Source organism: Armatimonadota bacterium, assembly GCA_016223145.1.
Classification (GTDB): domain Bacteria; phylum Armatimonadota; class Fimbriimonadia; order Fimbriimonadales; family Fimbriimonadaceae; genus Nitrosymbiomonas.
Window position 1 is genome coordinate 21978 of the sequence record JACRPN010000019.1, and the last position, 12220, is coordinate 34197.

Annotated in this window: 10 protein-coding genes; 3 read left to right on the plus strand and 7 right to left on the minus strand. The window is 62.6% G+C overall.

The features are described from left to right. Nucleotides 1-84: 84 nt before the first annotated feature. From HZC36_15035 to HZC36_15065, 7 genes are all read right to left on the minus strand, one after another. Nucleotides 85-2886 carry a UPF0182 family protein gene (locus HZC36_15035; protein ID MBI5708296.1) on the minus strand — a complete coding sequence of 934 codons (2802 nt, stop codon included), beginning with the start codon at nt 2884-2886 and terminating at the stop codon, nt 85-87. A gap of 67 nt (nt 2887-2953) precedes the next feature. Beyond that, nucleotides 2954-4021, minus strand: a complete 1068-nt coding sequence (locus tag HZC36_15040) for an acetoin utilization protein AcuC (protein MBI5708297.1) — start codon at nt 4019-4021, stop codon at nt 2954-2956. A 204-nt stretch (nt 4022-4225) separates the two neighbouring features. Then, nucleotides 4226-4936, minus strand: coding sequence for a phosphate signaling complex protein PhoU (gene phoU, locus HZC36_15045; protein ID MBI5708298.1), 711 nt, complete (start codon nt 4934-4936; stop codon nt 4226-4228). Nucleotides 4937-4939: 3 nt separating this feature from the next. After that, nucleotides 4940-5719, minus strand: coding sequence for a phosphate ABC transporter ATP-binding protein (pstB, locus tag HZC36_15050; GenBank protein MBI5708299.1), 780 nt, complete (start codon nt 5717-5719; stop codon nt 4940-4942). Nucleotides 5720-5820: 101 nt separating this feature from the next. After that, nucleotides 5821-6732, minus strand: a complete 912-nt coding sequence (pstA, locus tag HZC36_15055) for a phosphate ABC transporter permease PstA (GenBank protein MBI5708300.1) — start codon at nt 6730-6732, stop codon at nt 5821-5823. Beyond that, on the minus strand, nt 6729-7652 hold the full coding sequence (gene pstC, locus HZC36_15060) for a phosphate ABC transporter permease subunit PstC (protein ID MBI5708301.1): 924 nt from the start codon (nt 7650-7652) through the stop codon (nt 6729-6731). The genes pstA and pstC overlap by 4 nt, the downstream gene beginning before the upstream one ends. Continuing rightward, a complete protein-coding gene (locus tag HZC36_15065; GenBank protein MBI5708302.1) occupies nt 7652-8713 on the minus strand; it encodes a PstS family phosphate ABC transporter substrate-binding protein in 1062 nt (353 codons plus the stop codon). Before HZC36_15065 ends, pstC begins: the two co-directional genes overlap by 1 nt. A gap of 175 nt (nt 8714-8888) precedes the next feature. Here HZC36_15065 and HZC36_15070 point away from each other — a divergent pair, with 175 nt between their 5' ends. The 3 genes from HZC36_15070 (at nt 8889) to HZC36_15080 (ending at nt 12052) form a co-directional block, all read left to right on the plus strand. Next, on the plus strand, nt 8889-9599 hold the full coding sequence (locus HZC36_15070; protein ID MBI5708303.1) for a response regulator transcription factor: 711 nt from the start codon (nt 8889-8891) through the stop codon (nt 9597-9599). 16 nt (nt 9600-9615) lie between these two features. After that, nucleotides 9616-10671, plus strand: a complete 1056-nt coding sequence (locus HZC36_15075) for a PAS domain-containing sensor histidine kinase (GenBank protein ID MBI5708304.1) — start codon at nt 9616-9618, stop codon at nt 10669-10671. 268 nt (nt 10672-10939) lie between these two features. Beyond that, complete coding sequence (locus HZC36_15080; protein ID MBI5708305.1) at nt 10940-12052, plus strand: Nif3-like dinuclear metal center hexameric protein; 1113 nt, start codon at nt 10940-10942, stop codon at nt 12050-12052. The last annotated feature ends 168 nt before the right edge of the window (nt 12053-12220 follow it).

The following is a 12220-nucleotide window of genomic DNA, read 5'->3' on the forward strand; positions in this document are numbered from 1 at the left end:
GGTTCGGCAGCGGAGGACAAGTCCTTCAAGGGAAATGCGGCAAGTCACTGCAGTCCATTTAGGAGCCCGCCTTTCGCCCGCAACCTACTTGAGCATCGAGTTCAGAAGTCCTCGCGCCTTGCGCTGAAGCTCGCCGTACTTGGCGAAGTCCCCGGCGCGCAGAGCCGCATCGGCCTGATCGAGGAGCGTCGCGGCTTCCTTGATCGAGCCCTTGAGGTCTGTGCGTGCGGATCCCGGACTCGGAGGCACGGACGATGAGGCAGCTGGCGGCTTGATTTCGACCTGACTAGCGCCTTCAAAAAGCTGCTGGAGCGCCTCCTCATAGCTGTTGGCGAGCACCACCCGGTTGCTTAGCGACAGCACCACCCGCCTAAGCTCAGGAATCGGGTTGCTGCGGCTTTGCTGGAAAAGCGGTCTCACGTAGAGCACGCTCTTTCCCAGGGGTACCACCAACAGGTTGCCCGCCACCAGGGTGCTCTGCGCGTTGTTCCAGAGCATGTTGATGTTGGCCACGTCCGGGTTCTGGCTGATATTCGACTCCATCTGCGCCGGGCCTGGCATGTTGCTTCCCTTTGGGTACTCGTAGAGCAGCATCTTCCCGTAGTCTTCGGGATCACAGTGCGCCGCGAGCCAGCCGCTCATGTTGGGCTTCTGCCTTGGCGTGAAGGGAAGGATCAGCATGAAGCCCTCGCGCGCCTCGTCGGGCAGGCGCATCTGCACGTAGTAGGGCTTCATGGTCTCCTTGTTGCCGTCAGGATTGGTCTCGACAGGAAGCTCCCATGCGTCCGAGTTGTTGAGGAAGATGACAGGATCGGTGACGTGGTACTGCGTGAGCGTTTGGGCCTGAAGCCGGAAGAGGTCCTCGGGATAGCGCCAGTGCTCGCGAAGCCCTTTGGGCATCGCTGAGACGTCTTGGATCAGCTTCGGATAGATCTTTCGATAGGCCTTGAGAATCGGCTCGTTGGGTTGAACCGCGTAGGCGATCGTCTCGCCGGTGTAGGCGTCCACGGTGACCTTCACGCTGTTGCGGATGTAGTTCAGCGTCCTTCCTCCCAGGGCGGGAAAGTCGCTATACGGCACCATGTCGGTTGTGGTGTAGGCGTCAATGACCCACAGAATCCTGCCATCCAGCAGCACGACATAGGGGTCGTCGTCGAAGCGCAGGAAGGGGAAAAGGGTGTTGCAGCGATCGAGCACGCTTCGATGGAAGAGCACTCGCGATTCTTCCGTGACGTTGGGCGAGACGAGCAGGTTGCCGTCTCCAAGCACCATTCCCAGCGTCAATTTGGCAAGCCCGGAATTCAGCGGCACGCCGCGTCCGCCGGTCCACCGATTGGTCTTGTCGCCCGTATCCACGGGGTAGTCGAACTCCTGGACCTTGGTGTCGACGAGTACGTACTCGTCCGCGGGATTGCCGAATGCATCGCGGATGTCCGAGAAGTAGATGCGCGGCTGCGTCAGCGGGACATCTTTTGGGGTCTTGGGAGGGAAGTCCTTGATGAGGAAAACCGGGCGCCCGTTGCTTGTGGAGCTATTCACCGCCGTCATCGCGACGCCGTAGCCGTGGGTGTATTGCAGGGTCGTGTTCAGCCAGGTTCGCGCCGTGGCGGTCAGCCCTTCGCGGCGGATGTCGCGCGGCGCCAGCATGACCGGAGTGGGCTTCCCGTCGATCATGTAGCGGTCCACGTCCACGTCGTTGAAGGCATAGTAAGGGCGCAGTCCCTGGAGCACTTCGATGGTTCGGCGCAGGATTTCGGGGTCCCAAAGGCGCATCGAGGCGAGGGTGGCGGAGGCCTCGGAGACTTCCTCGCTCGACGGGGAGTCTTGGACGTCCGTGGGCCGCACCTCGATGGAGCCCAAGCCAAACGCCCAACGCGTCATCTTGATGCTGTTCGCGGCGTAGGGCGATTCCTTGTCCAGCTTGTTCGGCTCGACAGTGATGCGCTGCACGAAGAGCGGCCATGCGACCATCGCCAGCAGGTAAACAGCGCCGATGGCCAAAGCGCCGGCGATAGGCGTTCCGTAAGCTCCGCGGGATCGGAAGGAGACTAGCGTGATGATTCCTACGACGATGGAGAGGATGGAAAGCCACCCCTGGACGGCGAGCTTCTGCATCGCGGCATAGCCTGCGCCGGTGAACTGCGGACTGTCCATCAGCCCAAACTCGTAGCGCTTGACCCAGGCGAGCGCGCCGAAAGCGATAAAGGTGAGCCCAACGAGCAGGCACATGTGGCCCCGGATCGATTGGGCGTTCAGTTCAATCTTGCCCAGCTTGGCGACCGCGCCCAGGCCCGAGTAAATACCGAGCGTCACCAGCGATGCCAACAGAAAAAGGCTCGAGACGAACTGGAGCAGCGCCGTGAGCCACGGCAGCTCAAAAACGAAGAAACCGAGGTCCCTCCCGAAAGTGGGGTCGTTCACCCCAAACGGCTGCGCGTTCTTCCAGAGCAGATAGGTGTTCCACTCCCGCGAGAAGCCGATGGCAAAGAAAAGACCAAGCACAACCGAGGCCAGTTTCGCAGCGCCAGAGGCGTGCTTTTGAATCCAGTCGAGCGCGCGCACCAGTGTGACTTCGGCGATGCTCTGGGGAATCCGGCTGAAAACCTGTCCGACCGTCAGCGCCTTGAGGAAGCAAAGCGCGAAGAGCGCCGTGGCGAAGACAAACGAGACGGAGAACAGGAAGCTACGCGTGGCGTAAGCGGTGGCGAAGACCTCCGGGTGGCGGCCGTCGTGGACGAACCACAGCCATTCGGTGTAAGGGCGCGCCAACGCGCTCAGGAAGACAAAGAGAAGAAAAACGGCTCCGATCCACAGCAAGCACCCTGGGCGTTTGATGCTGGGAAGCGACGGGCCGTCGGGGTTCTGCATTTGATGCGGAATAGCCATGGTTTCAGATAGAACTACGTGGCAAACCCAAAGACGTTGCCGATCGCACCGATGGGCTCCGGAAGTATCAGATGAGGCCGATCTCTTTGATTCGCCGGATGACCCCTTGCGCCTGTTCCAGCCCTTGTCCGGTGGGCCCTGGCAGCACCGAGTCAAAGAAGGTCGGTGTGCCCCAAGCTTCGGCCAGATCGGCGGGCAGGGCATCTTCGAACGGAATTCCGGCGAGGGTCAGCGTGGCGGCAGTCCACATGCGCGGCACAGTCAGCAGGTTGTAGCCTCCGCCGCCGACAGCAACGATAGGGACCCCCAGCGTTTTCACATCTTTGATGGCTTCGAGCCACTCCTGAGCAGTGACCTGAATGCGCGCGAGAGGGTCCAAGAAATGGGGATCGGTCCCCATCTGGAGCACGACCGCCTCGGGCTCAAAGCGCGTGAGAGCTGCCATCACACCCTGGCGGAACGCCCAGAGCCAAACGTCGCCAGTGGTCCCTGGCGAAAGAGGGATGTTGATGCTGGAGAACTCCGACCCGATCTCCTCGACGCCGCCGGTTCCGGGGTAGATCGTCCTGCCGTCTTGGTGGATGCTGCATGTGAGCACACGCGGGTTGTCGTACCAAATCCACTGGACGCCGTCGCCGTGGTGGACGTCTATGTCCACGTAAGCGACCCGCTCAAAGCGCTCAAGAAGGACATGAACCGCCGCCGCCGGGTCGTTGAAGATGCAGAAGCCGCTCGCCTTGGAGCGCTGGGCGTGGTGGAGTCCCCCGGCCAATGAGAATGCCAAAGGCGCGCCGTCGCGAACCGACTCGGCGGCGGCGATGCTGCCGGCAAGGTAGGCCAGCGAAGCTTCATACATGCCATGGAAGGGCGGGTTGTCGGGGGACCCGAAGCCATACTCTGCCATTTGGCCGCCGACGGGGAACAGACCGTGGTCAATCTCCTCGACCGCGGAGACGTAGGGCTCCGAATGAACCCGCAGCGCGTCTTCCTTCTTGCCCGAGCCAGGGTCTGCGGGTCGGAGGTCGCTCAGCCGATCGATAAGCGTGATTGTTCGGACGAGCCTCTCCGGATTCAAGGGATGGCGCGGCCCGAAGTCGTAGGCGAGCATCCGGGGGTGGTAATAGAACGGCGGCACGGGGTCATTGTGGAAGGAATGGGAGCGATAAGGCATTGGCGAGGGGCGAGGAGGCGAAGAGCGAAGGGCGAAGGGCGAAGACTCTTCTCACCTCAATTCACGGCCCACGGACCACGTACCACGGTTGACGGTTCATGGACCCCGGACCTCAGACCTCGGACCTCAGACCTTGGACCTCGGACCACGAACCCCAGCCCCCCAGCCCTACTCCGCCGACTCCTCGCGGCTGCCGATGTGGCGGACGTCCTTTCCGCGCACCATGAAGACCACCAACTCGGCGACGTTCGTTGCGTGGTCGGCCAGGCGCTCTAGGTACTTGGCGATCGATTGGATCTTGCTGGCCCAGGAGACTTTGGGGCCTTCGGTTTCCATGGTGGTCAGCAGCTTGTGGAAGGCATCCGCATAGAGCTGGTCCACTTCGTTGTCGGCCTCGAGCACCGTCATCGCGCGTTCGTCGTCCTCCTCGACAAACGACTCGAAGGCGTCGCGGACCATCTTCTTGGCGGCCTTGGCCATTTTGCGAAGCTCCGGGATCGTGTTGTACTTGCCGCCTTCGCAGAGTTCGAGGGTCCGTTCGCAGCAGTTGACGCACAGGTCGCCCATCCGCTCGAAGTCGGTCACCAGCTTCATGGCGATGGTGATGAACCGCAGGTCGGAGGCGACGGGCTGCCTGCGGGCAAGGATCTGGAGGCAGAGGTCGTCCGACTCCATCTCCAGCCTGTTGATTTGGGGGTCGCGATCGATCACCTTGCGCGCAAGATCGGCGTCTTTGGAGTCGAACGCAGTCAGCGAATCCTCGATCATCTGCTCGACCGCAGCGCCCATCTGCAGGATCATTTTGCGAAGACGATTCAGTTCTCGCTCGTATTCGCTGTCGGTGTGAAGGCCCTTCTGCACCATCGTGTCCCTAATCATGGCTCAACCGAACCTCCCAGTGATGTAGTCCTCTGTGGCCTGCTTGTCGGGCCGCGTGAAGACCTTGGACGTCTCGTTGAACTCGATCAGCTCACCCATATAGAAGAAGGCCGTAAAGTCAGCCACGCGGGCGGCTTGCTGCATGTTGTGGGTGACGATGGCGACGGTGTAGTGCGCCTTCAGCTCGTGGATGAGCTCCTCGATCTTGGCCGTTGCGATCGGGTCCAGAGCCGAGCAGGGCTCGTCCATCAGCACGACTTCAGGTTCAAGAGCCAGCGTTCTGGCGATGCAGAGCCGCTGCTGCTGGCCACCTGAAAGGCCCACGCCGGGGCGGTTCAGCGAGTCTTTGACTTCGTTCCAGAGGGCGGCCTTGACTAGAGCCTGCTCCACGATTTCATCGGCGTTTCTGGGTTTGTGGCCTTGAAGCATCAGCCCGGCAAGGACATTGTCCCGAATGGTCATCGTCGGGAACGGGTTGGGCTTTTGGAAGACCATGCCCACGCGCTGCCTAAGGCGCACGGGGTTCACCCCCGGGGCGTAGACGTCCTGCCCATCCAGGGTGACCTTGCCCTCGGCGCGCGCCCCGGGTACCACCTCGTGCATCCGGTTGATGCAGCGGATGAAGGTGGACTTGCCGCAGCCGGAAGGGCCGATGATCGCGGTCACTTGACGCTCTGGGATTGGCATCGAGATGCCTTTCAGCACTTCGTTTTGGCCAAACCAAGCCCTCAGACCTTCAGACCTGATCTTGGCTTCCTTGGTGAGCGAGGGCAATGGCCCCATTTCGGCTTGAACGGCCGGAGGGGAGAAGATGGACGCCTCTGGAGGTTTTGTCGGTTGCATGGTAATCATGGCGGAGGTCGGATGGTGGGATAAGGGCGGGTTCACCAGTTGATACGTCGTTGAAGCCTTGCCCTGAGCCAGATGGCGACTCCATTCATCAAGAGCATCAACACGAGGAGAACGACGATGCCGGCGGCTGCGTCCACCTGGAAGCCCTTCTGCGGGCGGGAAATCCAGTTGAACGCCTGGATGGGCATGGCGGTGAAGGCGCTGGTTGGAGAACTCGGCACGAAGGCCAAATAGGTCACCGCCCCGATGGTCAACAGCGGCGCGGTCTCACCGATGGCCCGCGCGAGAGAGAGGATGATTCCGGTTAGCACCCCGGGAAGGCTCATCGGGAGCACGACCTGCCGGATGCTGGCCCACTTGTCGCCGCCCAGAGCATACGCTGCCTCGCGCAGGGAGCGCGGTACGGTCCGCAGCGCCTCGCGCGAAGCCATGATGACCATCGGCAAGAGGAGCAAGGCAAGGGTAGCCGCGCCCGCGAGGATGCTCCTGCCCATCGACATGATGCGCACGAACAGCTCCAATCCGAGCAGAGCATAGATGATCGATGGCACACCGGCCAGGTTGCTGATGTTGAGCTCGATGAGCGAGGTCAGCTTGCCCGGGCGGGCGTACTCTTCCAGGTAGATCGCGGCGCCAAGTCCGAGTGGGATGGCGATGACGGCGGTGAGCCCCATGAGCCACAGGCTGCCCACGATCGCGGGAAGGAACCCCGCCAATTCCGGTTTCCGAGAGGGGTAGCTGGTGAGGAAGTCCCAGGTCAATCGGGGCATCCCATCGCGCACAGTGGAGGCGAGTAAAACTGCCAAGAGCAAGAGCGGGAGAATCAGGGCAATCCAGCACAGGGCCCTAAAGGCGCGCTCCGCGCCCGCGCCGCGCACCTTGCCGGTCAGGGCGTTGTCGGCCTGGGCGGGCTGCGGGACGGTCGGAGCGGGAATGGCGCTCATCCTGCCCCCTTGAGCACCCGCTGCTTGAGGCGGTGCGCGAAAACGTTAATGACGAGGGTCATGACGAAGAGACTGAGCCCGACCGCGAAGATCGTGTGGTAGGCGAGGGTGCCGGTGGGGGTGTCGCCCTTGCTGACCTGGACGATGTAGGCAGTCATGGTCTGGATCGCCTGGCGCGGGTCAAACGTGAACTGCGGCTGCTGGCCGGCGGCGACGGCGACGATCATGGTCTCGCCGATGGCCCTGGAGACCCCGAGCAAGACCGAGGCGGCGATGCCCGAGAAGGCCGCCGGAACGACGACCTTGAGCACGGTCCTCAGCTTTCCCGCGCCGAGCGCGAATGCGCCCTCTCTGAGGCTGGGTGGCACGGCGTAAATGGCGTCCTCGCTGAGCGATGCGATGATGGGGATGATCATCACGCCCATCACCAGTCCCGCGCTGAGGGCGTTGAACGTTCCCATACCGGGGACCACTTTCTGGAGCAACGGGGACACAAAGGTCAGGGCAAAGTAGCCGTAGACGACGGTTGGAATGCCTGCGAGAACCTCCAAGAGCGGCTTCAGCACTCTGCGGGTGCGATCGGTGGCGAACTCGCTAAGGTAGATCGCCGCCAGCAAGCCCAGAGGCAGGGCAAAGAGGATCGCGATCGCGCTGGTGACGAGGGTGCCGCAGACAAGGGGCCAAACGCCAAAGTGCGCATTCGCAAAGAGGGGCGTCCACTCCCGCTCACCCAGGAATTTCGCGAGCGAAACCTCGCGGAAGAACCCCATCGATTGCACCGCCAGCACCAGGACGATGCCGACGGTGACAAAGATAGAGATGAGGGCGCAAGCCATCAGAACGGATCCAATGATCCGTTCCGATGGCCTGCGAGGGGCAAACAGGTCGGCACGAGAGCGTTCGGCCGGGCCTGGATGCATCAGCCGCCTTGCTCCTTCTTGAGCAGGTCCTCGATCTTCATCCCGGGCTTGGAGTCCTTGAAGACGGAGCCCAGCACCTTATCTTGGAGCCGCTTCTCGATCATCGGATAGGCAGAATCGGGAAGGGCAACATAGCCCGTTTCGGCCGAGAGCGTTGCAGCGTTCTGGATATAGAACTTCGCAAAGGCCGCCACGTGAGGCTGATCGAGCGAGGACTTCTTGATATAGATGAAGAGCGGCCGCGATAGGGGCTGGTAGGTGCCGTCGCGGACCGTGGTCTCGCTTGCAGCGATGGGACCGGCGCCGTTGTCGGCGTTGCCATCGTCCACCGCCACGAGCGAGAGCTTGTCTTTGTTGGCTAGGTAATAGGAAAGGCCGAAGTAGCCGAGCGCACCTTCGTCACCCGCGATCCCCTGCACGAGTACATTGTCGTCCTCGCTGGCGGAATAGTCGCCGCGGCTCGCGTTCTTCTTGCCGACGATGGCCTCGGTGAAATACTCGAAGGTGCCGCTATCGGTGCCGGGACCGTAGAGCTTGACCGGCCTGTCGGGCCAGCCGGCGCGAATGTCGCTCCACTTCATGACCTTGCCCTGCGCCTCCGGCGCCCAGAGCTTCTTCAACTCGTCCACGGTGATCGACTTGGCCCAGGTGTTCTTGGGATTGACCACGATGGCGATGCCGTCGTAGGCGATCGGCAGCTCGACGTACTCGATCTTGGCCTTCGCGCAGTCTGCGTCTTCCTCGTCCTTGATTGGCCGAGAGGCGTCCGCGACGTCGATCTCGCCCGCGATGAATTTCTTGAATCCGCCGCCGGTGCCGCTTTCGGCCACGGTGACCCTGACTCCCGAATAGGAGCCGCCAAACTCCTCGGCGACCGCTTCGGAAATGGGGAGGACCGTGCTGGAGCCGTCCACCTTGATGTCTCCGGCTAGGGAACCACCGCCCGATCCAGAGGCATCGCTCGTGCCGTTCGCCGGCGCTCCAGAATTGCCGCATCCGGCCAGAACCATGAGGCCGCAAAGCGCGAAAGCCGCAATCTGCCAAGAACTCTTCGTGTTCATAGGGACTCACCACTCCTTGTCGTCAGACACGATCAGTGTTTGCTGCGTAGATTAAGGGAGGATTAAGCAAAGGTGAAGATTAGATTTGGTCCGCTCAACCTCTACTACACTCCAATTCGGCGGTGGCGCAGTCTTGAATGCAAGGTGCGGCGCGCCAAAGGAGCCAGACCAATCCATGGCTACAAGCGTTCTTGATTCTTCGCGGGCTCAAAGGGTTCTCGTCGTGGACGACGAGAAGCCGATCGTCGAGGCACTTGCTTACAGCCTTCGCAAGGAGGGCTTTTCGGTGCTGACTGCCGGCAGCGGCGAAGAGGGCCTGCACCTGGCCCGCACCACCAAGCCCGACCTCATCATTCTGGACATCATGCTTCCTGCCGCGAGCGGGTTCCAGGTTTGCCGGGTGCTTCGAAAGGAAAGCGATGTGCCGATCATCATGCTCACGGCCAAAGGCGAGGAAGAGGATCGCGTGCTCGGCTTGGACCTAGGAGCGGACGACTACATGACCAAACCGTTCAGCATCCGTGAGCTGATCGCACGGGTCAGGACGCACCTTCGCCGGCAGAAGGGCCCCACCGGAAGGAAGAAGCCGATTTCCGTCGCCGATGTTCATATCGATCCCGTGAAGCACCGCGTGACCGTTCGTGGCGAGGCCGTCGAGCTGACGCCGAAGGAGTTCAAGCTGCTGAGCCTGCTGGCGGGCCATCCCGACCAGGTCGTCTCGCGAGACACGCTGCTCGATCGAGTCTGGGGAGAAGAGGCCTTTGTGGACCAGCGCACGGTGGATGTTCACGTTCGCTGGCTGCGCACCAAGGTAGAGGAAGACCCCTCGAACCCCAAACGCATCCTAACCCAACGCGGTTTCGGATATAAGTTCAGCAGTGAGTGAAAGTGATGGGGTTGGCATGAGAACGACGCCGGGGGCGGCGGACCTCGGTCCTTCTGCCCAACCCTCTCTGCCCCTCGATGCGCTGCTCGAGTCGTTGCTGCACAACACCGGCACGGCGATAGCGGTGCTGGACCCGAAAGATTCGGTCACCCTCGCCAACGAAGCGGCGCGCAGGTTCCTGCACGTCTCACCAACGAAGGGCGTTCGGTCGCTTCCCAAGGCCATTAGGGGTCTTGTCGCCACGGCCCGCACGAAGGCTCTCGCCCAGTCGGCCGAGATCGGGCCCGTAGATGAGAGCGACCGCCTGCTTTCGGTCGAGGTCCACCTGGTGAAAGGGGCTCGGGACTGGGTGTTGGTTTTGGCTCATGACATCACGGCCCTGCGGTTCCTCGAGCGCGTGCGCCGCGACTTTGTGGCCAACGTCTCTCATGAATTGCGCACGCCGCTCGCCTCAATCAGGGCGATGGCAGAGACCCTGCAGTTCGGCGCAATGGGGGATCCGGAGGTGGCAGACAAGTTCATCGGCACGATCATCAATGAGACGGACCGCCTGGCGCGCATCGCGGAAGACTTGCTGATCCTCTCCGATGCGGAATCTCGGCAGCCGGAGCGGACCAGGTGCGATCTGTCGGCCATCGTTGAGGAGGTCTGCCACCGCTTTGAGCAGCAGGCGGCACGCGCGGGCATCAAGGTCTCGGCGACGATCGAGCCTAGCCTGATGGTGCTTGCGAGCCCTGACCAGCTTCAACAAGCCGTGCTGAACCTGGTGGACAACGCGATCAAATACACGCCACAGGGCGGCGCCATCGGAGTCACGGCCTGGGCGCGAGAGCGAGAGGTGGCGGTCTCGATTCAGGACACGGGCATCGGCATTGCGACCGAGCACTTGCCCCGGCTCTTCGAGCGCTTCTATCGGGTGGACAAGGCGCGCTCCAGGCAGTCGGGCGGCACGGGTTTGGGGCTGTCCATCGTGAAGAACATCGTGGAGGGCCACGGGGGAAGGGTCGAGGTGGTGAGCGAGCAGGGCCGTGGCTCGGTGTTCACGATCCGGCTGCCGAGACAGGACGCGTGAGGACGCGTGAGGGTGCGTGAGGATGAATCCCGTCGGCCCGTGGGAGAGAAACCTGCCCCAAGCTTGCCGAAGGGGAACACTGAGATCGGTGGAGCCCTGGCATCCTCGCCTGGGCGCCTAGGGTTCGGCGATTGGAGTCTCCAAGCGTCACAACGGCAAGCCCCAACACTCCGCTGTGTGGGTCGGCGAGCGGGCATCGCGGCCCCAACCGAGCTTCGAATCTGCGCCTCGCTCTTCCGGCGTCGCTCGAAAGCCGCCAAAATGAGCCATGCCCACGGTCCAGGATGTGCTCGACGTTATTGAGTCCTTCGCGCCCGCGCGATGGTGCCTGCCCGACGACGGCTCCGGGTTCCAGGTCGGCAGACGGGATGCTGAGGTCCAGACCGGCGTGGTGAGTCTTGACTGGTCCGAGGGTTTGGCCGACTTTGCCATTGAGTCGGGAGCCCAACTGATCGTTGCCCATCACCCGGCCATCTACCGGCCCATTCCCGGAGTCACGGACGCCTCGCTCGCGGGGAGGTTCATTCATCGCCTTATCGAAGGCGGCATCGCTTATCACGCGGCTCACACCAACTGGGACGCCGCCCCCGGGGGCATCTCGGACACGATGGCCTCGCTCCTGGGCCTCCAGAATGTGATGCCGATGGGCTTCGGGGCGGAAGTCGACACCGTGAAGGTCGTGGTGTTCTCGCCCGCAGAGGCTCAAGAGGCCATCGTGGACGCGATGTCGGCGGCCGGGGCAGGTGTGATCGGCAATTACGAGCGTTGCGTCTTTGGGTTGGCGGGGACGGGCTCTTTCAGGCCCCTCGAGGGCTCGAACCCCGTGGTCGGGCGACTTGGGTCGGTGGAAAAGGTGGAAGAGGTCAGGATTGAGATGCGCGCGCCCAGGCGCCTGGCTTCGGATGTGGTTGAGGCCATGCGCGCCAACCACCCCTACGAGGAGCCTGCCTATGATGTGGTTCTCCTTAAGCCGGTGGTCGAGATGCCGCTTGGGCGCGTCGGGTCGATGGCCGAACCCTGCTCCCTTGCCGAGTTCATTTGGGTCGTCAACGAGGCCTTTGGGTCTGCCGCCCAGGTTTGGGGCGATCCTGACAAGCGCATCGAGACCGTCGCCGTTGCCGGTGGCGCGGCCGATGAGGGGATGTGGGAGGCCCTCAGGTATGGGGCGGACGCATTTGTGACCGGCGAAATCCGGCAGCACATGGCATTGGAAGGCTCCGAGCGGGGTCTCGCGCTGTTCGCGAGCGGGCATTATCACACGGAGCATCCTGGCTGCGCGGCGCTGTGCGCCAAGCTTCGGGAATTGGCACCGGCCGTGGATTGGCGGCTGTTTGAACCCGAGCCCGGGCGGCACGGCAGGCCCGCAGGCTCGGAGCTTTAGCCGCAGGTTCGGTGCCTGCGACAAAGCTGCGGGACAAAGGGACAGAGGGACGGGGACCGTAGCCGCAGGTTCCGTGCCTGCGACGAAGCTGCGGGACAAAGGGACAGAGGGACGGGGACCGTAGCCGCAGGTTCCGTGCCTGCGACGAAGCTGCGGGACAAAGGGACA

Excerpts from the sequence above, each read along its gene's own strand:
- HZC36_15035 (MBI5708296.1), bottom strand. The coding sequence starts at position 2,886 with ATGGCTATTCCGCATCAAATGCAGAACCCCGACGGCCCGTCGCTTCCC.
- phoU (MBI5708298.1), bottom strand. The coding sequence starts at position 4,936 with ATGATTAGGGACACGATGGTGCAGAAGGGCCTTCACACCGACAGCGAA.
- pstB (MBI5708299.1), bottom strand. The coding sequence starts at position 5,719 with ATGGGGCCATTGCCCTCGCTCACCAAGGAAGCCAAGATCAGGTCTGAA.
- pstA (MBI5708300.1), bottom strand. The coding sequence starts at position 6,732 with ATGAGCGCCATTCCCGCTCCGACCGTCCCGCAGCCCGCCCAGGCCGAC.
- pstC (MBI5708301.1), bottom strand. The coding sequence starts at position 7,652 with ATGCATCCAGGCCCGGCCGAACGCTCTCGTGCCGACCTGTTTGCCCCT.
- HZC36_15065 (MBI5708302.1), bottom strand. The coding sequence starts at position 8,713 with ATGAACACGAAGAGTTCTTGGCAGATTGCGGCTTTCGCGCTTTGCGGC.
- HZC36_15070 (MBI5708303.1), top strand. The coding sequence starts at position 8,889 with ATGGCTACAAGCGTTCTTGATTCTTCGCGGGCTCAAAGGGTTCTCGTC.
- HZC36_15075 (MBI5708304.1), top strand. The coding sequence starts at position 9,616 with ATGAGAACGACGCCGGGGGCGGCGGACCTCGGTCCTTCTGCCCAACCC.
- HZC36_15080 (MBI5708305.1), top strand. The coding sequence starts at position 10,940 with ATGCCCACGGTCCAGGATGTGCTCGACGTTATTGAGTCCTTCGCGCCC.